Source organism: Pseudomonas sp. GM18 (genome assembly GCF_000282195.1).
In the GTDB taxonomy this organism is placed as follows: domain Bacteria; phylum Pseudomonadota; class Gammaproteobacteria; order Pseudomonadales; family Pseudomonadaceae; genus Aquipseudomonas.
On the sequence record NZ_AKJT01000005.1, the window covers coordinates 87,354 to 107,048 of the forward strand.

Below are 19,695 nucleotides of genomic sequence, written 5' to 3' on the forward strand. Positions count from 1 at the left end.
AATAATCAACCCGGCAGCGCACTAGCTGCCGGGCTTGAAGCACAATCACACTCAGCCTTGGCGCTGTTTGTGACGCGGTTCCGCGCTGCAAATTACTCGAACAACACCTTCGCGGCGAATAATCTTGCAGTTACGGCACAGCTTTTTCACCGATGCACGAACTTTCATCACCAACTCCTCGAACCTTATGGGTACTCAGCGCAACATGCCGCTGCCGTAACCCTTCAGGTTGGCTTTCTTCATCAGGGATTCGTACTGGTGCGAAACGAGGTGCGATTGTACTTGGGACATGAAGTCCATCACAACCACGACCACGATCAGCAACGAGGTCCCGCCAAGGTAGAACGGTACGTTTGCTGCAACCACCAGGAACTGGGGCAACAGGCAGACGGCCGTCATGTAAAGAGCACCGAACATGGTCAAGCGAGTCAGAACGCCATCAATGTAGCGCGCAGACTGCTCACCTGGACGGATGCCCGGAATAAAGGCACCGGACTTCTTCAGGTTTTCCGCTACGTCTTTCGGATTGAACATCAACGCCGTATAGAAGAAGCAGAAGAAAATAATCCCTGCACTAAACAGCAGAATATTCAACGGCTGACCAGGAGCGATCGACTGCGAGATGTCCTGCAACCAGCCCATACCTTCAGACTGACCGAACCAGGCACCCAACGAAGCCGGGAACAGCAAAATGCTGCTCGCGAAAATAGCCGGAATAACACCGGCCATGTTCACCTTCAGCGGCAAGTGGCTGGTCTGCGCAGCGAAGACCTTGCGGCCCTGCTGACGCTTGGCGTAGTGAACAGCAATACGACGCTGGCCACGCTCAATGAACACCACGAAACCGATAATCGCTACTGCCAGCAAACCGATGGCAACCAGGGCGAAGATGTTGATATCACCCTGACGTGCAGACTCGAAAGACTGCCCGATCGCTCTCGGAAGACCGGCGACGATACCCGAAAAAATCAACATCGAGATACCGTTGCCAACACCACGCTCAGTAATCTGCTCACCCAGCCACATCATGAACATCGCACCAGCCACAAAAGTGGATACCGCGACGAAATGGAAGCCAAAGTCACCAGTGAACGCAACGCCCTGCCCCGCCAGACCAATGGACATGCCAATAGCCTGGACGAGAGCGAGGACGACAGTGCCGTAGCGGGTGTACTGGCTGATCTTGCGACGGCCAGCTTCACCTTCCTTCTTCAACTGCTCCAGCTGCGGGCTGACGGCGGTCATCAGTTGCATGATGATCGATGCCGAAATGTACGGCATGATCCCCAACGCAAAGATGCTCATCCGCTCCAGCGCGCCGCCGGAAAACATGTTGAACAAGCTAAGAATGGTCCCCTCATTCTGTCGAAACAGGTCCGCGAGTCGGTCCGGGTTGATACCTGGAACCGGGATGTGTGCGCCTATTCGGTAGACGATAATCGCCAGGAACAGAAAACGCAGACGAGCCCAGAGTTCAGACATACCGCCTTTGCCGAGCGCAGAGAGAGCACCTTGCTTAGCCATTTATTCCTCGAACTTGCCGCCAGCTGCTTCGATAGCCGCACGCGCACCTTTGGTGGCGCCGATTCCCTTTCCGATGGTGACAGCGCGAGTAACTTCGCCGGACAGCATGATTTTCACACGCTGAACGTTGACGTTGATCACGTTGGCATCTTTCAGGGACTGCACGGTGACGATGTCGCCTTCCACTTTAGCCAGCTCGGACAGACGCACTTCTGCGCGGTCCATGGCTTTCAGGGAAACGAAACCGAACTTCGGCAGGCGACGATGCAGCGGCTGTTGACCGCCTTCAAAGCCTGGAGCAATGGTGCCACCGGAGCGGGAAGTCTGACCTTTGTGACCACGGCCACCAGTCTTACCCAAACCACTACCGATACCACGGCCCGGACGATGCTTTTCGCGACGGGAACCCGGCGCTGGACTCAGATCATTGAGTTTCATCGATTAACCCTCGACACGCAGCATGTAGTAAGCCTTGTTGATCATCCCGCGATTCTCGGGAGTATCCTGGACTTCTACAGTGTGACCGATGCGACGCAGACCCAGACCCTTAACGCACAGTTTGTGGTTAGGGATGCGGCCGGTCATGCTTTTGATCAGCGTAACTTTAACGGTAGCCATGATCAGAAGATCTCCTTGACGCTTTTGCCACGCTTGGCGGCAATGGATTCAGGAGACTGCATTGCTTTCAAACCTTTGAAAGTGGCGTGAACCACGTTTACCGGGTTAGTCGAGCCGTAGCACTTGGCCAGAACGTTCTGAACGCCAGCAACTTCGAGGACAGCACGCATAGCGCCGCCAGCGATGATACCGGTACCTTCAGAAGCAGGCTGCATGTACACCTTCGAAGCGCCGTGAGCGGACTTCATTGCGTACTGCAGAGTGGTGCCGTTCAGATCAACCTGGATCATGTTGCGGCGAGCAGCTTCCATTGCCTTCTGGATCGCAGCAGGCACTTCACGCGACTTGCCACGGCCGAAGCCAACGCGCCCTTTACCATCACCAACCACGGTCAACGCGGTGAAAGTGAAGATACGGCCGCCTTTAACGGTTTTGGCTACGCGGTTAACTTGAACCAGCTTCTCGATGTAGCCTTCGTCGCGCTTTTGGTCGTTATTTGACATAACTTAGAACTCCAGCCCAGCTTCACGAGCAGCATCAGCCAGCGCCTTGACGCGGCCGTGGTACTTGAAGCCAGAGCGGTCGAAAGCCACCTGCGAGACGCCAGCGGCTTTAGCACGCGTAGCGACCAGCTGGCCAACCTTAGTGGCCGCGTCGATGTTGCCAGTGGCACCATCACGCAGTTCTTTATCCAAAGTCGAGGCACTTGCCAGGACTTTGTTGCCGTCGGCCGAAATGACCTGGGCGTAGATGTGCTGCGACGAGCGGAACACGCAGAGACGCACGACTTCGAGTTCGTGCATTTTCAGGCGTGCTTTGCGAGCGCGACGCAGTCGAGTAACTTTTTTGTCGGTCATTTGCTATGCCCTACTTCTTCTTGGCTTCTTTACGACGGACGACTTCGTCCGCGTAGCGCACACCTTTGCCTTTGTACGGCTCTGGTGGACGGAAGTCGCGGATCTCGGCGGCCACTTGACCTACCAGCTGCTTGTCGATGCCCTTGATCAGGATATCGGTCTGGCTAGGAGTCTCAGCGGTGATGCCTTCCGGCAGTTCATAATCCACTGGGTGCGAGAAGCCAAGAGCCAGGTTCAGCACTGTGCCTTTTGCTTGCGCTTTGTAACCAACACCGACCAGCTGGAGCTTACGCTCGAAGCCTTGGCTTACGCCTTGGACCATGTTGTTTACCAACGCACGAGTGGTACCAGCCATTGCGCGAGTTTGTTGATCGCCATTGCGAGCAGCGAAACGCAGCTCACCAGCTTCTTCAACGATCTCAACGGACGAATGGATGTTCAGTTCGAGAGTACCCTTGGCACCCTTCACCGAAAGCTGTTGGCCTGCGAATTTGACTTCGACACCGGCTGGCAGCTTAACGGGGTTCTTAGCGACGCGTGACATGCTTATCCCCCCTTAGAACACAGTGCAAAGAACTTCGCCGCCGACACCGGCAGCGCGCGCAGCACGATCCGTCATCACACCTTTGTTGGTGGAGACGATAGACACACCGAGACCGCCACGAACTTTTGGCAGATCATCGACGGACTTGTACTGACGCAGGCCTGGACGGCTAACGCGCTTCACTTCCTCGATGACCGGACGGCCTTCGAAGTACTTCAGCTCGATGGACAGCAGTGGCTTGATTTCGCTGCTGATCTGATAACCCGCAATGTAACCTTCGTCCTTCAGGACTTTGGCAACAGCTACCTTCAAAGTAGAAGATGGCATGCTTACGACGGACTTTTCAGCCATCTGGGCATTACGGATTCGAGTTAGCATGTCCGCTAACGGGTCCTGCATACTCATGGGCTAGACGCTCCTAATACACAAAAAATTAGCCTTGCGGCTACTACGTGTCGCCGAGTACATCCGCGCAAAAAAAGCACGGGCTCAGGCGAGCCGGGTATTCTAGACACACCCCACAAATGAATCAAGCCCCAATAGGGGCTTGATTCAAGTTCAAGGTCACCGATGGTCAGGATCTTGCGACCCTGAACACCGAGACTTTGACAGTGCTTACCAGCTGGCTTTAACCAGACCAGGTACGTCACCACGCATTGCAGCTTCACGCAGCTTGTTACGGCCAAGGCCGAACTTGCGGTAAACGCCGTGTGGACGACCGGTCAGGCGGCAGCGGTTACGCATGCGCGAAGCGCTTGCGTCACGTGGCTGCTTCTGCAGAGCTACTGTAGCTTCCCAACGCGCTTCTGGACTTGCGTTCAGATCAACGATGATAGCTTTCAGTGCTGCACGCTTTTTGGCGTACTTGGCAACCGTGAGCTGACGCTTCAGCTCGCGGTTTTTCATGCTCATCTTGGCCATTTTCCTACTCCAATCAGTTGCGGAACGGGAATTTGAAAGCACGCAACAGGGCGCGACCTTCATCATCGTTCTTGGCAGTGGTGGTCAGGGTAATGTCCAGACCGCGGAGAGCATCGATCTTGTCGTAGTCGATTTCCGGGAAGATGATCTGCTCTTTAACGCCCATGCTGTAGTTACCACGACCATCGAAGGACTTGGCATTCAGGCCGCGGAAGTCGCGAACCCGAGGCAGGGAGATCGACAGCAGACGATCCAGGAACTCGTACATACGCTCACGGCGCAGAGTCACTTTGACGCCGATCGGCCAACCTTCACGGACTTTAAAGCCTGCGATGGATTTCCGAGCGTAGGTCACAACGACTTTCTGGCCGGTGATCTTTTCCAGGTCAGCAACAGCGTGCTCGATGACTTTTTTGTCGCCGATCGCTTCGCCCAGACCCATGTTCAGGGTGATTTTGGTAACGCGCGGAACTTCCATCACGTTCGAAAGCTTAAGTTCTTCCTTAAGTTTCGGTGCGATTTCCTTCCGGTAAATCTCTTTTAGTCGTGCCATGGTCTTCTACCTAGCAGTGTTCAAGCATCAACCGCTTTTTGGGTCGACTTGAAGACACGAATTTTCTTACCGTCTTCTACTTTGAAACCAACGCGGTCAGCCTTGTTGGTTTCGCCGTTGAAGATGGCGACGTTGGAAGCGTGCAGTGGCGCTTCTTTCTCGACGATACCGCCCTGTACGCCCGACATCGGGTTAGGCTTGGTATGACGCTTGACCAGGTTCAGACCACCAACGACCAGACGGTCATCAGCAAGAACCTTCAGCACCTTACCGCGCTTACCTTTGTCTTTGCCGGCGATCACGATGATCTCGTCGTCACGACGAATCTTTTGCATGTCGGATCTCCTTACAGCACTTCTGGGGCGAGCGAAACGATCTTCATGAACTTCTCAGTACGAAGTTCACGGGTCACTGGCCCAAAGATACGGGTGCCGATCGGCTCTTGCTTGTTGTTCAGAAGAACAGCAGCGTTGCCATCAAAGCGGATAATGGAGCCATCTGCACGGCGAACGCCGTGACGAGTGCGGACTACAACAGCAGTCATCACTTGGCCTTTTTTCACCTTACCGCGAGGAATTGCTTCCTTCACGGTAACTTTGATGATGTCACCGATACCAGCGTAACGACGATGGGAGCCACCCAGCACCTTGATGCACATAACGCGGCGAGCGCCGCTGTTATCGGCCACATCGAGCATGGATTGAGTCTGAATCATATAATTTCTCCGACCCCTAGTCCTTAGACTTCCACAGCGCGTTCGAGAACATCAACCAGCGCCCAAGACTTGGTCTTGGCCAAAGGACGAGTTTCACGAATAGTGACTTTGTCGCCGATGTGGCACTGATTGGTTTCGTCGTGCGCGTGCAGCTTAGTCGAACGCTTAACGTATTTACCGTAGATCGGGTGCTTAACGCGACGCTCGATCAGAACGGTGATGGTTTTGTCCATCTTGTCGCTGACAACACGGCCAGTCAGCGTACGGACAGTTTTTTCGGCTTCAGCCATGATTACTTACCTGCCTGCTGGTTGAGCACAGTCTTCACGCGAGCGATGTCACGCTTAACTTGCGAGAGCAGATGAGACTGCCCCAACTGGCCAGTTGCTTTCTGCATACGCAGATTGAACTGGTCGCGCAGCAGGCCGAGCAGTTGCTCGTTCAGCTGCTGTGCGGATTTTTCACGAAGTTCATTCGCTTTCATCACATCACCGTCCGTTTAACAAAGGAGGTGGCGAGCGGCAGCTTTGCAGCAGCCAGGGCGAAAGCCTCACGCGCCAGCTCTTCAGAAACACCCTCGATTTCATACAGGACTTTGCCTGGCTGAATCTGGGCAACCCAGTACTCCACGTTACCCTTACCTTTACCCATCCGAACTTCGAGTGGCTTTTTGGAAATAGGCTTGTCCGGGAATACACGGATCCAGATCTTGCCGCCACGTTTAACGTGACGGGTCAGTGCACGACGCGCTGACTCGATCTGACGAGCGGTGAGACGACCACGAGCAACAGACTTCAGCGCGAACTCGCCGAAGCTGACTTTGCTACCGCGCAATGCCAGGCCACGGTTGTGACCAGTCATTTGCTTGCGGAACTTCGTACGCTTTGGTTGCAACATTTGGCGTACCCCTTACTTAGCAGCTTTTTTACGAGGCGCTGGTGCTTGTGGTTTCAGTTCTTCTTGGCGACCACCAATTACTTCGCCTTTGAAGATCCAAACCTTTACACCGATCACACCATAAGTGGTGTGAGCTTCGTAGTTGGCATAGTCGATGTCGGCACGCAGGGTGTGCAGTGGCACACGACCTTCGCGATACCATTCAGTACGTGCGATTTCAGCACCGCCGAGACGACCGCTCACTTGGATTTTGATGCCTTTGGCACCAATGCGCATGGCGTTCTGAACAGCGCGCTTCATAGCGCGACGGAACATTACGCGACGCTCCAGCTGCTGAGCTACGCTCTGCGCAACCAGCATACCGTCGAGCTCCGGCTTGCGGATCTCTTCGATATTGATGTGCACAGGCACACCCATTTGCTTGGTCAGGTCCTGACGCAGTTTCTCAACATCTTCACCTTTCTTCCCGATAACGATACCTGGACGAGCGGTGTGGATGGTGATACGTGCAGTCTGAGCCGGACGATGAATATCGATACGGCTTACGGACGCGCTTTTTAGTTTGTCTTGGAGATACTCACGCACCTTCAGATCAGCGAACAAATAGTCCGCATAAGTCCGACCGTCTGCGTACCAGACGGAGGTGTGCTCCTTGACGATTCCCAGGCGAATGCCAATGGGATGTACTTTCTGACCCATCTCTTCGACTCCGTTACTTGTCAGCAACCTTGACAGTGATATGGCAAGACCGCTTGACGATGCGATCAGCACGGCCTTTGGCACGTGGCATGATGCGCTTCAGCGAACGCCCTTCGTTGACGAAAACGGTGCTGACCTTCAGGTCATCAACGTCTGCGCCTTCGTTATGCTCGGCGTTGGCTACGGCCGACTCCAGCACTTTCTTCATGATCTCGGCGGCTTTCTTACTGCTGAAAGCCAACAGGTTGAGCGCTTCGCCCACCTTCTTCCCGCGGATCTGGTCGGCGACCAAGCGGGCTTTCTGGGCGGAGATTCGAGCGCCCGACAACTTAGCGGCTACTTCCATCGTTCCTTACCCCTTAACGCTTGGCTTTCTTGTCTGCCACGTGCCCACGATATGTGCGGGTACCGGCAAACTCGCCCAGTTTGTGGCCGACCATGTCTTCGTTCACGAGAACTGGAACATGTTGACGACCGTTATGCACAGCAATGGTCAGACCGACCATTTGTGGCAGGATCATGGAACGGCGCGACCAGGTCTTAACTGGTTTGCGATCGTTCTTTTCCGCCGCCACTTCGATCTTCTTCAGTAGGTGAAGATCAATAAAAGGACCTTTTTTCAGAGAACGTGGCACTGTCGTATCCCTCTATTTACTTGCGACGACGGACGATCATTTTGTCGGTACGCTTATTACCACGAGTCTTCGCGCCCTTAGTCGGGAAGCCCCATGGCGATACCGGATGACGACCACCAGAGGTACGACCTTCACCACCACCATGTGGGTGGTCAACCGGGTTCATGGCAACACCACGAACGGTTGGGCGAACGCCACGCCAGCGTTTGGCACCAGCTTTACCCAGCGAACGCAGGCTGTGCTCGGAGTTCGAGACTTCGCCCAGGGTCGCGCGGCACTCAGCCAGCACTTTACGCATCTCACCAGAACGCAGACGCAGGGTCACGTAGACACCTTCACGAGCGATCAGCTGAGCCGAAGCACCAGCGGAACGAGCGATTTGCGCGCCTTTACCTGGCTTCAATTCGATGCCGTGTACGGTGCTACCAACTGGAATGTTACGCAGTTGCAGAGCGTTGCCCGGCTTGATCGGTGCCAAAGCACCTGCGATCAGCTGGTCGCCAGCACTCACACCCTTAGGCGCGATGATGTAGCGACGCTCGCCATCTGCGTACAGCAGCAGAGCGATGTGAGCAGTACGGTTTGGATCGTATTCGATACGCTCGACAGTGGCAGCGATGCCATCTTTGTCGTTGCGACGGAAATCGACCAGACGATAATGCTGCTTATGGCCACCACCGATGTGACGAGTGGTAATACGACCATTGTTGTTACGACCACCAGACTTCGATTTTTTCTCGAGCAGCGGTGCGTGAGGAGCGCCTTTATGCAGCTCCTGGTTGACCACCTTGACCACAAAACGGCGGCCAGGGGAAGTCGGTTTGCATTTAACGATTGCCATGATGCACCCCTTCCTTACTCAGCACTGCTGCTGAAATCGAGATCTTGGCCTGGCTGAAGGGAGATAACTGCCTTCTTCCAGTCATTACGCTTGCCCAGACCGCGAGCAGTGCGCTTGCTCTTACCCAGAACATTCAGGGTAGTAACACGCTCTACTTTCACGCTGAACAGGCTTTCGACGGCCTTCTTGATTTCCAGCTTGGTTGCGTCAGTGGCAACCTTGAAAACGAACTGGCCTTTCTTGTCTGCCAGAACCGTAGCCTTCTCGGAAACGTGCGGGCCAAGCAGAACTTTAAATACGCGTTCCTGGTTCATCCCAGCAGCTCCTCGAATTTCTTCACGGCCGACACGGTGATCAACACCTTGTCGTATGCGATCAGACTAACTGGATCGGAACCTTGCACATCACGTACATCAACGTGCGGCAGGTTACGAGCAGCCAGGTACAGGTTCTGATCAACAGCGTCCGACACGATCAGAACGTCGGTCAGGCTCATGTTGTTCAGTTTGCCCAGCAGGTCTTTGGTTTTCGGCGTTTCAACAGCGAAATCCTGAACCACGACCAGACGATCAGTACGCACCAGTTCAGCAAGGATGGAACGCATTGCTGCGCGATACATCTTCTTGTTCAGCTTCTGGGAGTGATCCTGAGGACGAGCTGCGAAAGTGGTACCGCCGCCACGCCAGATTGGGCTACGGATAGTACCGGCACGAGCACGGCCAGTACCTTTCTGACGCCATGGGCGCTTACCGCCACCACGAACGTCGGAACGGGTCTTTTGCTGCTTGCTACCTTGACGGCCGCCGGCCATGTAGGCCACGACTGCTTGGTGAACCAGCGTCTCGTTGAATTCGCCGCCAAATGTCAGTTCGGAAACTTCGATCGCTTGAGCGTCATTTACATTTAATTGCATGTCAGCTTCCCCTTAACCGCGAGCCTTGGCTGCTGGACGTACAACCAAGTTGCCGCCAGTAGCGCCAGGAACAGCGCCCTTGACCAACAACAGATTGCGTTCAGCGTCCACGCGCACTACTTCGAGGGACTGCACGGTCACGCGCTCAGCGCCCATATGACCGGACATTTTTTTGCCCTTGAATACACGACCAGGAGTCTGGCACTGGCCGATAGAGCCTGGAACGCGGTGGGATACGGAGTTACCGTGGGTGTTATCTTGCCCGCGGAAATTCCAACGCTTGATCGTACCCTGGAAGCCTTTACCCTTGGACTGACCGGTTACATCAACCAGTTGACCAGCAGCGAAGATTTCAGCGTTGATCAGATCGCCGGCCTGGTACTCGCCTTCTTCAAGGCGGAATTCCATTACGGTACGACCAGCGGCAACGTTCGCCTTAGCGAAGTGGCCAGCTTGCGCAGCTGTAACACGCGAAGCACGACGCTCGCCTACAGTGACTTGCACTGCACGATAGCCATCGGTCTCTTCAGTTTTGAACTGGGTGACGCGATTCGGCTCGATCTCAATGACCGTGACCGGAATGGAGACACCTTCTTCGGTGAAAATACGGGTCATACCGCATTTACGACCGACTACACCAATAGTCATGTTGTAAACCTCATGAGTGTACGGGGCTTTCACCCGCTATGGCCGCCCATTTCAGAGCGTTACACGACTAAGACCGAGTCTTAGCCGAGGCTGATCTGCACTTCCACACCGGCCGCAAGATCAAGCTTCATAAGAGCATCAACGGTTTTATCCGTTGGCTGGACGATGTCCAGAACGCGCTTATGAGTACGGATCTCGTACTGGTCACGCGCGTCTTTGTTGACGTGCGGGGAGACCAGAACGGTGAACCGCTCTTTACGGGTAGGCAGTGGAATTGGACCACGCACTTGAGCACCAGTACGTTTCGCGGTTTCCACGATTTCCTGGGTGGATTGGTCGATCAGGCGATGGTCAAAAGCCTTCAACCTGATACGGATTTGCTGATTTTGCATTGGATTTCAGACTCCGGCTGCTATTCCCACCGGGCGCAATACGCCCGTTAAAAGGAGGCGCAATTCTATAGACGCCCCAGATAGGTGTCAACCCAATAAAAAAGCCCCCGCTGAGCGGGGGCTTTTTCAAAGCATCGAAGCTATCTCAAAAGAGAAGCTTACTCGATGATTTTGGCTACGACGCCAGCGCCGACGGTACGACCGCCTTCACGGATAGCGAAACGCAGACCGTCTTCCATCGCGATGGTTTTGATCAGGGTAACAGTCATCTGAATGTTGTCACCTGGCATTACCATTTCAACGCCTTCTGGCAGCTCGCAGTTACCAGTCACGTCAGTAGTACGGAAGTAGAACTGTGGACGGTAGCCTTTGAAGAACGGAGTGTGACGACCGCCTTCTTCTTTGCTCAGAACATAAACTTCTGCGGTGAACTTGGTGTGCGGCTTAACGGTACCTGGCTTAACCAGAACCTGACCACGCTCCACGTCATCGCGCTTGGTGCCGCGCAGCAGCACGCCGCAGTTCTCGCCAGCACGACCTTCGTCGAGCAGCTTGCGGAACATTTCAACACCGGTGCAGGTGGTGACGGTAGTGTCACGCAGACCAACGATTTCCAGTGGATCCTGAACGCGAACGATACCGCGCTCGATACGACCAGTCACAACAGTACCGCGACCCGAGATCGAGAATACGTCTTCGATTGGCATCAGGAACGGCTTGTCGGTCAGACGAACTGGTTCTGGGATGTAGCTGTCCAGAGTTTCAACCAGTTTTTTGACGGCAGTGGTGCCCATCTCGTTATCGTCCAGACCATCCAGTGCCATACGAGCGGAACCGATGATGATTGGAGTGTCGTCGCCTGGGAAGTCGTAAGTGCTCAGCAGATCGCGCACTTCCATCTCAACCAGTTCCAGCAGCTCAGCGTCGTCTACCAGGTCAGCCTTGTTCAGGAAAACCACGATGTACGGAACGCCTACCTGACGGGACAGCAGGATGTGCTCACGGGTTTGTGGCATCGGACCATCAGCGGCCGAGCAAACCAGGATAGCGCCGTCCATTTGAGCAGCACCGGTGATCATGTTCTTCACATAGTCAGCGTGACCTGGGCAGTCAACGTGAGCGTAGTGACGGATCTTCGAGTTGTACTCAACGTGAGCGGTGTTGATGGTGATACCGCGAGCTTTCTCTTCTGGTGCGCTGTCGATCTTGTCGAAGTCAACACGAGCCGAACCGAAAACTTCGGAGCAGACGCGAGTCAGAGCAGCGGTCAGAGTGGTTTTACCGTGGTCAACGTGACCGATGGTGCCAACGTTGACGTGCGGTAGGGAACGATCAAATTTTTCTTTAGCCACGACAATTAACTCCTTGCCTAAAGGACTGAATCAGCCTTGTTTTTTGGTAACGGTTTCGACGATGTGCGACGGAGCCGTATTGTATTTTTTGAATTCCATAGAGTAGCTTGCGCGACCCTGAGACATGGAACGAACGTCGGTCGCATAACCGAACATCTCGCCCAACGGAACCTCGGCACGAATTACTTTACCGGAAACCGTATCTTCCATACCCAGAATCATGCCGCGACGACGGTTAAGGTCGCCCATCACGTCACCCATATAGTCTTCAGGCGTAACAACCTCTACCGCCATGATCGGCTCAAGCAACTCACCACCACCCTTCTGGGCCAGTTGCTTGGTCGCCATGGAAGCAGCCACCTTAAACGCCATCTCGTTCGAGTCGACGTCGTGGTAAGAACCATCAAACACGGTAGCCTTCAGGCCGATCAGCGGATAGCCGGCAACAACACCGTTCTTCATCTGCTCTTCGATACCCTTCTGGATAGCCGGGATGTATTCCTTAGGAACCACACCACCCACTACTTCGTTCAGGAATTGCAGACCTTCCTGACCTTCGTCAGCAGGTGCAAAACGGATCCAGCAATGACCAAACTGGCCACGACCGCCGGACTGACGAACGAACTTGCCTTCGATTTCGCAGCTCTTCGTGATGCGCTCACGGTACGAAACTTGAGGCTTACCGATGTTGGCTTCGACGTTGAACTCACGGCGCATCCGGTCAACCAGGATGTCCAAGTGCAGCTCGCCCATGCCGGAGATGATCGTTTGACCAGTCTCTTCATCAGTTTTGACACGGAAAGACGGGTCTTCCTGAGCAAGTTTGCCCAGAGCGATACCCATTTTTTCCTGGTCATCCTTGGTCTTAGGCTCTACGGCAACCGAAATAACCGGCTCCGGGAAGTCCATGCGAACCAGGATGATTGGCTTGTCAGCGTTGCACAAAGTTTCACCAGTGGTGACGTCCTTCATGCCGATCAAGGCCGCGATGTCACCAGCGCGCACTTCCTTGATTTCTTCACGGGCGTTTGCGTGCATTTGCACCATACGACCCACGCGCTCTTTCTTGCCTTTTACCGAGTTGATCACGCCGTCGCCGGAGGCCAACACGCCCGAGTAAACCCGAACAAAGGTCAAGGTACCCACGAATGGGTCGGTAGCGATCTTGAACGCCAGAGCCGCGAAAGGCTCGTCGTCGCTTGCATGACGCTCCATTTCCTCTTCCTCGTTATCCGGGTTGGAACCCTTGATAGCAGGAATGTCGGTTGGAGCAGGCAGGAAGTCGATAACGGCGTCGAGAACCAGGGGAACGCCCTTGTTCTTGAAGGAAGAACCGCAAACAGCCAGAACGATCTCACCAGCGATAGTACGCTGACGCAGAGCGGCCTTGATTTCCTCGATGGAGAGCTCTTCCCCTTCGAGATACTTGTTCATCAGCTCTTCATTGGCTTCGGCCGCAGCCTCGACCATGTTGCTGCGCCACTCTTCAGCCAGCTCTTGCAGCTCGGCAGGAATGTCCTTGCGAACAGGGACCATACCCTTGTCAGAGTCATTCCAGTAGACAGCTTGCATGTTGATCAGATCGATCTGACCCTGGAAGTTGTCTTCGGAACCGATAGCCAACTGGATTGGCACCGGAGTGTGACCCAGACGTTGCTTGATCTGACCGATCACGCGCAGGAAGTTAGCGCCAGCACGGTCCATCTTGTTTACGTAAACAAGACGTGGAACGCCGTATTTGTTGGCCTGACGCCATACGGTTTCCGACTGAGGCTCAACACCCGAAGTACCGCAAAACACAACGACAGCGCCGTCGAGTACGCGCAGGGAGCGCTCAACTTCAATAGTGAAGTCTACGTGGCCCGGGGTATCGATAACGTTGAAACGGTGTTCGTGCGAGTACTGCTTCTCAGAACCTTTCCAGAAGGCGGTGATAGCAGCAGAAGTAATGGTAATACCACGCTCCTGCTCCTGCACCATCCAGTCTGTGGTCGCGGCGCCATCATGCACCTCGCCCATTTTGTGACTTTTGCCAGTGTAAAAAAGGACGCGCTCGGTGGTGGTGGTTTTACCAGCATCCACGTGAGCAACGATACCGATGTTACGGTAGCGGCTAATCGGAGTAGTACGAGCCATAAAGCCCTCGCAAAATTAGTGAAGCTAAAATTAGAAGCGGTAGTGCGAGAAAGCCTTGTTGGCTTCAGCCATACGGTGCACGTCTTCACGCTTCTTAACAGCAGCACCTTTACCTTCAGCAGCGTCCAACAGTTCGCCAGCCAAACGCAGAGCCATAGACTTCTCGCCGCGCTTACGGGCGAAGTCTACCAACCAGCGCATTGCCAGCGCGTTACGACGGGACGGACGAACTTCGACCGGAACCTGGTAAGTAGCACCGCCTACACGGCGCGACTTTACTTCGACCAGCGGAGCGATGGCGTCGAGAGCTTTCTCGAAGATTTCCAGGGGGTCGCTGTTCTTGCGTTCTTTAACCTTTTCCAGCGCGCCATAAACGATACGCTCGGCAACGGCTTTTTTGCCGCTTTCCATCACGTGGTTCATGAACTTGGCCAGGATTTGGCTTCCGTATTTTGGATCGTCAAGCACTTCGCGCTTGGCTGCTACGCGTCTTCTTGGCATGGATAAGCCCTCAAACGGTCTTCAGGTTCGCTCGGAATCGGTGCCCTTTCGGGACGCCTCCGACCTTACTCTTATCGACTCAGAAAAATAGAAATCGGTTTTTTGCTGCAAGCGACTATTACTTCGGACGCTTGGTACCGTACTTCGAACGACCTTGGTTACGACCTTTAACGCCGGAAGTATCCAAAGAGCCGCGAACGGTGTGGTAACGAACACCTGGCAAGTCTTTTACACGACCGCCGCGGATCAGTACCACGCTGTGCTCTTGCAGGTTGTGGCCTTCACCGCCGATGTACGAGGAAACCTCGAAACCGTTGGTCAGACGCACACGGCATACTTTACGCAGTGCCGAGTTAGGTTTTTTCGGCGTAGTGGTATACACACGGGTGCATACGCCACGACGTTGCGGGCAGTTCTGCAGCGCAGGCACGTCGGATTTCTCGACGATACGCTTACGCGGCTGACGTACCAGCTGGTTGATAGTTGCCATCTACTAGCTCCACTGTTGTCTTGCGACGCTATTGTCTTGCAAGAAAAGCAAAATGGCAGGAACGAATCCCCGCCAAATTTAGGGGTACAAGAGTCTAAAGAGGATCTTGTCCCCAGTCAAGGCAAGGCCCCGACCTCTCCCCCCATCCAACCTCGACAAATTGTCTCGACTGGATGAACGGAGCGATCAGGGCCTGCACTCATTTACTACCGCAGAACTCAGTTACCGCTCGAGTTCAGCGCTTCGGTCAGTGCAGCTTCCACTTCACTGGCGCTTACGCGCAGCGGTTTGTCAGCATCACGGCGGCGCTTGCGCTCGCTGTGATAAGCCAGACCGGTACCGGCCGGGATCAGACGACCCACGACCACGTTTTCTTTCAGGCCGCGCAGGTAATCGCGCTTGCCGGTTACCGCCGCTTCGGTCAGTACGCGAGTGGTTTCCTGGAAGGAAGCCGCCGAGATGAACGATTCGGTGGACAACGACGCCTTGGTGATACCCAGCAGAACGCGAGTGAACTTGGAGACAAATTTGTCTTCATTGCTCAGACGCTCGTTCTCTACCAACACGTGAGTCAATTCCATCTGGTCGCCCTTGATGAAACTGGAATCGCCGGATTCAGCGATCTCAACTTTACGCAGCATCTGACGCAGGATGGTCTCGATGTGCTTGTCGTTGATCTTCACGCCTTGCAGACGGTAAACGTCCTGGATCTCGTTCACGATGTACTTGGCCAGCGCACTCACACCCAGCAGACGCAGGATGTCGTGTGGATCGCTCGGACCGTCGGAGATAACTTCGCCGCGATTTACCTGTTCGCCTTCGAAGACGTTCAGGTGACGCCACTTCGGAATCAGCTCTTCGTACGGATCGCTACCGTCGTTCGGGGTGATAACCAGACGGCGCTTGCCCTTGGTCTCTTTACCGAACGCGATGGTGCCGCTGACTTCAGCCAGGATCGAGGCTTCTTTCGGACGACGGGCTTCGAACAAGTCGGCAACACGCGGCAGACCACCGGTGATGTCACGGGTCTTCGAAGTCTCTTGCGGAATACGAGCGATAACATCACCGATCGCGATCTTCGCACCGTCCGCTACACCGACCAGGGCGTTAGCAGGCAGGAAGTACTGAGCAATTACGTCAGTACCCGGCAGCAAGAGATCCTTGCCGTTGTCATCAACCATCTTCACAGCAGGACGGATATCTTTACCAGCAGCTGGACGGTCTTTGGCGTCGAGTACTTCAATGTTGGTCATACCGGTCAATTCGTCAGTCTGACGCTTGATCGTGATGCCTTCTTCCATGCCCACGTAGGTCACGGTACCTTTCATTTCGGTAACGATTGGGTGAGTGTGCGGATCCCACTTGGCCACGATCGCGCCAGCGTCGACCTTGTCACCTTCTTTAACCGAAATTACAGCACCGTACGGCAGCTTGTAGCGCTCACGCTCACGACCGAAGTCATCAGCGATTGCCAGCTCACCGGAACGGGACACAGCAACCAGGCAGCCATCCACTCGCTCAACGTGCTTCAGGTTATGCAGACGGACGGTACCGCCATTCTTCACCTGAACGCTGTCGGCTGCGGAGGTCCGGCTTGCCGCACCACCGATGTGGAACGTACGCATGGTCAGCTGGGTACCCGGCTCACCGATGGACTGGGCAGCGATAACGCCGACCGCTTCACCGATGTTCACCTGGTGACCACGAGCCAAGTCACGGCCGTAGCACTTGGCGCAAATGCCGTAGCGGGTTTCGCAGCTGATCGGCGAGCGCACGATCACTTCGTCGATGCTGTTCAGCTCGATGAACTCGACCCACTTCTCGTCTACCAGAGTGCCGGCAGGAACGATAACTTCCTCGGTACCTGGCTTGAATACGTCACGGGCAATGACACGACCCAATACGCGTTCACCCAACGGCTCAACAACGTCACCGCCTTCAATGTGCGGAGTCATTACCAAGCCATGTTCGGTGCCGCAATCGATCTCGGTCACAACCAGATCCTGCGCCACGTCTACCAGACGACGAGTCAGGTAACCGGAGTTCGCCGTTTTCAACGCGGTATCCGCCAGACCCTTACGAGCACCGTGAGTAGAGATGAAGTACTGAAGTACGCTCAAACCTTCACGGAAGTTCGCAGTAATCGGCGTTTCGATGATGGAACCGTCCGGCTTGGCCATCAGGCCACGCATACCGGCGAGCTGACGGATCTGCGCAGCAGAACCCCGTGCGCCCGAGTCGGCCATCATGTACATCGAGTTGAAGGATTCCTGGTCGACTTCGACGCCATGACGGTCGATGACTTTCTCTTTCGAGAGGTTGGCCATCATCGCCTTGGAAACTTCGTCGTTCGCCTTGGACCAAAGGTCGATCACTTTGTTGTACTTCTCGCCCTGGGTTACCAGGCCGGAGGCGTACTGACTTTCGATCTCTTTCACTTCGTCGGTGGCTGCACCGATGATGCGGGCTTTTTCATCCGGGATAACGAAGTCGTTAACACCGATGGAAACGCCGGAGATGGTCGAATAGGCAAAACCGGTGTACATCAACTGGTCAGCGAAGATCACGGTCTCTTTCAAACCAACCACGCGGTAGCACTGGTTGATCAGTTTGGAGATCGCTTTCTTCTTCATCGGCAGGTTGACGACGTCGAAGGACAGACCTTTTGGCACAACCTGGAACAACAGCGCACGGCCGACGGTAGTGTCGACGATACGAGTGTTGGTCACGCTACCGCCATCACGATCGTTCACGGTTTCGTTGATCCGCACCTTGACCTTGGCATGCAGTGCGGCCTCGCCGGCACGGAACACACGGTCAACTTCCTGCAGATCCGCGAACACACGACCTTCGCCCTTGGCGTTGATCGCTTCACGAGTCATGTAGTACAGACCCAATACAACGTCCTGCGACGGAACGATGATTGGCTCACCGTTGGCTGGCGACAGAATGTTGTTGGTCGACATCATCAACGCACGCGCTTCCAACTGGGCTTCCAGTGTCAGCGGTACGTGCACGGCCATTTGGTCGCCGTCGAAGTCGGCGTTGTACGCAGCACAGACCAGAGGGTGCAGCTGGATAGCCTTACCTTCGATCAGTACCGGTTCAAACGCCTGGATACCCAGACGGTGAAGGGTCGGTGCACGGTTGAGGAGAACCGGGTGTTCGCGAATCACTTCAGCGAGAACGTCCCAAACTTCTGGCAGCTCGCGCTCGACCATCTTCTTGGCCGCTTTGATGGTGGTAGCAAGACCACGCATTTCCAGCTTGCCGAAAATGAACGGCTTGAACAGCTCGAGAGCCATCTTCTTCGGCAGACCGCACTGGTGCAGACGCAGGGTCGGACCAACGGTAATTACCGAACGACCGGAGTAGTCAACACGCTTACCGAGCAAGTTCTGACGGAAACGACCTTGCTTACCCTTGATCATGTCAGCCAGGGATTTCAGAGGACGCTTGTTGGAACCGGTGATAGCGCGGCCACGACGACCGTTGTCGAGCAAGGCGTCGACGGCTTCCTGCAACATACGCTTTTCGTTGCGCACGATGATGTCCGGAGCGGACAGATCAAGCAGGCGCTTCAAGCGGTTGTTACGGTTGATTACTCGACGATACAGATCGTTGAGGTCGGAAGTCGCGAAACGACCGCCATCCAATGGGACCAGTGGACGCAGATCTGGCGGCAGGACCGGCAGAACGGTCAGCACCATCCACTCTGGCAAGTTGCCGGAACCCTGGAAGGCTTCCATCAACTTCAGACGCTTGGACAGCTTCTTGATTTTGGTTTCGGAGTTGGTTTGCGGAATTTCTTCACGCAGACGGCCAATCTCGTGTTCCAGGTCGATAGCGTGCAGCAGTTCACGGACAGCTTCGGCACCCATGCGGGCATCGAAATCGTCGCCGAACTCTTCCAGCGCTTCGAAGTACTGCTCGTCATTGAGCAGCTGACCTTTTTCAAGGGTGGTCATGCCTGGATCGATAACGACATAGCTCTCGAAGTAGAGAACGCGTTCGATATCACGCAGGGTCATGTCCATCAGCAAGCCGATACGGGACGGCAGCGATTTCAGGAACCAGATGTGAGCTACTGGCGAGGCCAGTTCGATGTGCGCCATGCGCTCACGACGAACTTTTGCCAGCGCGACTTCAACGCCGCACTTCTCGCAGATCACACCACGGTGCTTCAAGCGCTTGTACTTACCGCACAGGCACTCGTAATCCTTTACCGGGCCAAAGATCTTGGCGCAGAACAGGCCGTCACGCTCAGGTTTGAACGTACGGTAGTTGATGGTTTCCGGTTTTTTAACTTCACCGAACGACCACGAACGGATCATCTCAGGCGATGCCAATCCAATACGGATGGCGTCGAACTCTTCGACTTGACCCTGGTTTTTCAGCAAATTCAGTAGGTCTTTCAAGGCCTTTCCTCCTGGCGGAGCAGAGAGCGGGCAATCCTGCC

At 54.8% G+C, this 19,695-nt stretch carries 28 protein-coding genes; all 28 read right to left on the minus strand.

Annotated elements, in window-relative coordinates; all coding sequences use genetic code 11:
• Positions 1 to 51: 51 nt before the first annotated feature.
• Complete coding sequence (gene rpmJ / locus PMI21_RS0127830) at positions 52 to 168, minus strand: 50S ribosomal protein L36 (RefSeq protein WP_002555468.1); 117 nt, start codon at positions 166 to 168, stop codon at positions 52 to 54.
• A 27-nt stretch (positions 169 to 195) separates the two neighbouring features.
• Complete coding sequence (gene secY / locus PMI21_RS26120) at positions 196 to 1,524, minus strand: preprotein translocase subunit SecY (RefSeq protein WP_003228718.1); 1,329 nt, start codon at positions 1,522 to 1,524, stop codon at positions 196 to 198.
• A complete protein-coding gene (rplO, locus tag PMI21_RS26115) occupies positions 1,525 to 1,962 on the minus strand; it encodes a 50S ribosomal protein L15 (RefSeq protein WP_003228720.1) in 438 nt (145 codons plus the stop codon). It abuts the gene before it with no gap.
• A 3-nt stretch (positions 1,963 to 1,965) separates the two neighbouring features.
• Positions 1,966 to 2,142, minus strand: a complete 177-nt coding sequence (gene rpmD / locus PMI21_RS26110) for a 50S ribosomal protein L30 (RefSeq protein ID WP_003176408.1) — start codon at positions 2,140 to 2,142, stop codon at positions 1,966 to 1,968.
• 2 nt (positions 2,143 to 2,144) lie between these two features.
• Complete coding sequence (gene rpsE / locus PMI21_RS26105; RefSeq protein WP_003186035.1) at positions 2,145 to 2,645, minus strand: 30S ribosomal protein S5; 501 nt, start codon at positions 2,643 to 2,645, stop codon at positions 2,145 to 2,147.
• A gap of 3 nt (positions 2,646 to 2,648) precedes the next feature.
• On the minus strand, positions 2,649 to 2,999 hold the full coding sequence (gene rplR, locus PMI21_RS26100) for a 50S ribosomal protein L18 (RefSeq protein ID WP_003186037.1): 351 nt from the start codon (positions 2,997 to 2,999) through the stop codon (positions 2,649 to 2,651).
• 10 nt (positions 3,000 to 3,009) lie between these two features.
• A complete protein-coding gene (gene rplF / locus PMI21_RS26095; protein WP_003176412.1) occupies positions 3,010 to 3,543 on the minus strand; it encodes a 50S ribosomal protein L6 in 534 nt (177 codons plus the stop codon).
• A gap of 12 nt (positions 3,544 to 3,555) precedes the next feature.
• The gene (rpsH, locus tag PMI21_RS26090) at positions 3,556 to 3,948 is read right to left on the minus strand and encodes a 30S ribosomal protein S8 (protein WP_003186040.1); all 393 of its coding nucleotides are present in this window, start codon (positions 3,946 to 3,948) and stop codon (positions 3,556 to 3,558) included.
• A 210-nt stretch (positions 3,949 to 4,158) separates the two neighbouring features.
• On the minus strand, positions 4,159 to 4,464 hold the full coding sequence (rpsN, locus tag PMI21_RS26085; RefSeq protein WP_003176414.1) for a 30S ribosomal protein S14: 306 nt from the start codon (positions 4,462 to 4,464) through the stop codon (positions 4,159 to 4,161).
• A 13-nt stretch (positions 4,465 to 4,477) separates the two neighbouring features.
• Positions 4,478 to 5,017, minus strand: a complete 540-nt coding sequence (gene rplE / locus PMI21_RS26080; RefSeq protein ID WP_003210069.1) for a 50S ribosomal protein L5 — start codon at positions 5,015 to 5,017, stop codon at positions 4,478 to 4,480.
• Between the two features lie 20 nt (positions 5,018 to 5,037).
• Entirely contained in the window at positions 5,038 to 5,352 is a 315-nt protein-coding gene (gene rplX, locus PMI21_RS26075) for a 50S ribosomal protein L24 (RefSeq protein WP_007896770.1), read from the minus strand.
• A gap of 11 nt (positions 5,353 to 5,363) precedes the next feature.
• A complete protein-coding gene (gene rplN, locus PMI21_RS26070) occupies positions 5,364 to 5,732 on the minus strand; it encodes a 50S ribosomal protein L14 (RefSeq protein ID WP_002555479.1) in 369 nt (122 codons plus the stop codon).
• 23 nt (positions 5,733 to 5,755) lie between these two features.
• Positions 5,756 to 6,022: a 30S ribosomal protein S17 gene (gene rpsQ / locus PMI21_RS26065; RefSeq protein WP_003176419.1), complete on the minus strand. Its 267-nt coding sequence runs from the start codon at positions 6,020 to 6,022 to the stop codon at positions 5,756 to 5,758.
• Positions 6,023 to 6,024: 2 nt separating this feature from the next.
• Positions 6,025 to 6,216, minus strand: a complete 192-nt coding sequence (gene rpmC / locus PMI21_RS26060; RefSeq protein ID WP_002555481.1) for a 50S ribosomal protein L29 — start codon at positions 6,214 to 6,216, stop codon at positions 6,025 to 6,027.
• Entirely contained in the window at positions 6,216 to 6,629 is a 414-nt protein-coding gene (gene rplP / locus PMI21_RS26055) for a 50S ribosomal protein L16 (RefSeq protein WP_003228729.1), read from the minus strand. The genes rpmC and rplP overlap by 1 nt, the downstream gene beginning before the upstream one ends.
• A gap of 12 nt (positions 6,630 to 6,641) precedes the next feature.
• Complete coding sequence (rpsC, locus tag PMI21_RS26050) at positions 6,642 to 7,328, minus strand: 30S ribosomal protein S3 (RefSeq protein WP_003176422.1); 687 nt, start codon at positions 7,326 to 7,328, stop codon at positions 6,642 to 6,644.
• 13 nt (positions 7,329 to 7,341) lie between these two features.
• Complete coding sequence (gene rplV / locus PMI21_RS26045; protein ID WP_003103908.1) at positions 7,342 to 7,674, minus strand: 50S ribosomal protein L22; 333 nt, start codon at positions 7,672 to 7,674, stop codon at positions 7,342 to 7,344.
• A gap of 13 nt (positions 7,675 to 7,687) precedes the next feature.
• Positions 7,688 to 7,963 (minus strand): 30S ribosomal protein S19, encoded by a 276-nt coding sequence (gene rpsS, locus PMI21_RS26040; RefSeq protein ID WP_002555486.1) that lies wholly within the window; start codon positions 7,961 to 7,963, stop codon positions 7,688 to 7,690.
• A 16-nt stretch (positions 7,964 to 7,979) separates the two neighbouring features.
• Positions 7,980 to 8,804, minus strand: a complete 825-nt coding sequence (rplB, locus tag PMI21_RS26035; protein ID WP_003186055.1) for a 50S ribosomal protein L2 — start codon at positions 8,802 to 8,804, stop codon at positions 7,980 to 7,982.
• 14 nt (positions 8,805 to 8,818) lie between these two features.
• Positions 8,819 to 9,118, minus strand: coding sequence for a 50S ribosomal protein L23 (gene rplW / locus PMI21_RS26030; RefSeq protein WP_002555488.1), 300 nt, complete (start codon positions 9,116 to 9,118; stop codon positions 8,819 to 8,821).
• Entirely contained in the window at positions 9,115 to 9,717 is a 603-nt protein-coding gene (rplD, locus tag PMI21_RS26025; protein ID WP_003228735.1) for a 50S ribosomal protein L4, read from the minus strand. Before rplD ends, rplW begins: the two co-directional genes overlap by 4 nt.
• A 12-nt stretch (positions 9,718 to 9,729) precedes the next feature.
• Positions 9,730 to 10,365, minus strand: a complete 636-nt coding sequence (gene rplC / locus PMI21_RS26020; RefSeq protein WP_003186059.1) for a 50S ribosomal protein L3 — start codon at positions 10,363 to 10,365, stop codon at positions 9,730 to 9,732.
• A gap of 80 nt (positions 10,366 to 10,445) precedes the next feature.
• Positions 10,446 to 10,757 carry a 30S ribosomal protein S10 gene (gene rpsJ / locus PMI21_RS26015; RefSeq protein ID WP_003186070.1) on the minus strand — a complete coding sequence of 104 codons (312 nt, stop codon included), beginning with the start codon at positions 10,755 to 10,757 and terminating at the stop codon, positions 10,446 to 10,448.
• A gap of 158 nt (positions 10,758 to 10,915) precedes the next feature.
• Positions 10,916 to 12,109: an elongation factor Tu gene (tuf, locus tag PMI21_RS26010; protein WP_007933700.1), complete on the minus strand. Its 1,194-nt coding sequence runs from the start codon at positions 12,107 to 12,109 to the stop codon at positions 10,916 to 10,918.
• A 30-nt stretch (positions 12,110 to 12,139) separates the two neighbouring features.
• The gene (fusA, locus tag PMI21_RS26005; protein ID WP_007933703.1) at positions 12,140 to 14,245 is read right to left on the minus strand and encodes an elongation factor G; all 2,106 of its coding nucleotides are present in this window, start codon (positions 14,243 to 14,245) and stop codon (positions 12,140 to 12,142) included.
• A 30-nt stretch (positions 14,246 to 14,275) separates the two neighbouring features.
• Positions 14,276 to 14,746 (minus strand): 30S ribosomal protein S7, encoded by a 471-nt coding sequence (gene rpsG, locus PMI21_RS26000; RefSeq protein ID WP_002555493.1) that lies wholly within the window; start codon positions 14,744 to 14,746, stop codon positions 14,276 to 14,278.
• 118 nt (positions 14,747 to 14,864) lie between these two features.
• The gene (rpsL, locus tag PMI21_RS25995; RefSeq protein WP_003186084.1) at positions 14,865 to 15,236 is read right to left on the minus strand and encodes a 30S ribosomal protein S12; all 372 of its coding nucleotides are present in this window, start codon (positions 15,234 to 15,236) and stop codon (positions 14,865 to 14,867) included.
• Positions 15,237 to 15,454: 218 nt separating this feature from the next.
• A complete protein-coding gene (gene rpoC / locus PMI21_RS25990; RefSeq protein WP_007933713.1) occupies positions 15,455 to 19,654 on the minus strand; it encodes a DNA-directed RNA polymerase subunit beta' in 4,200 nt (1,399 codons plus the stop codon).
• Between the last annotated feature and the right edge of the window lie 41 nt (positions 19,655 to 19,695).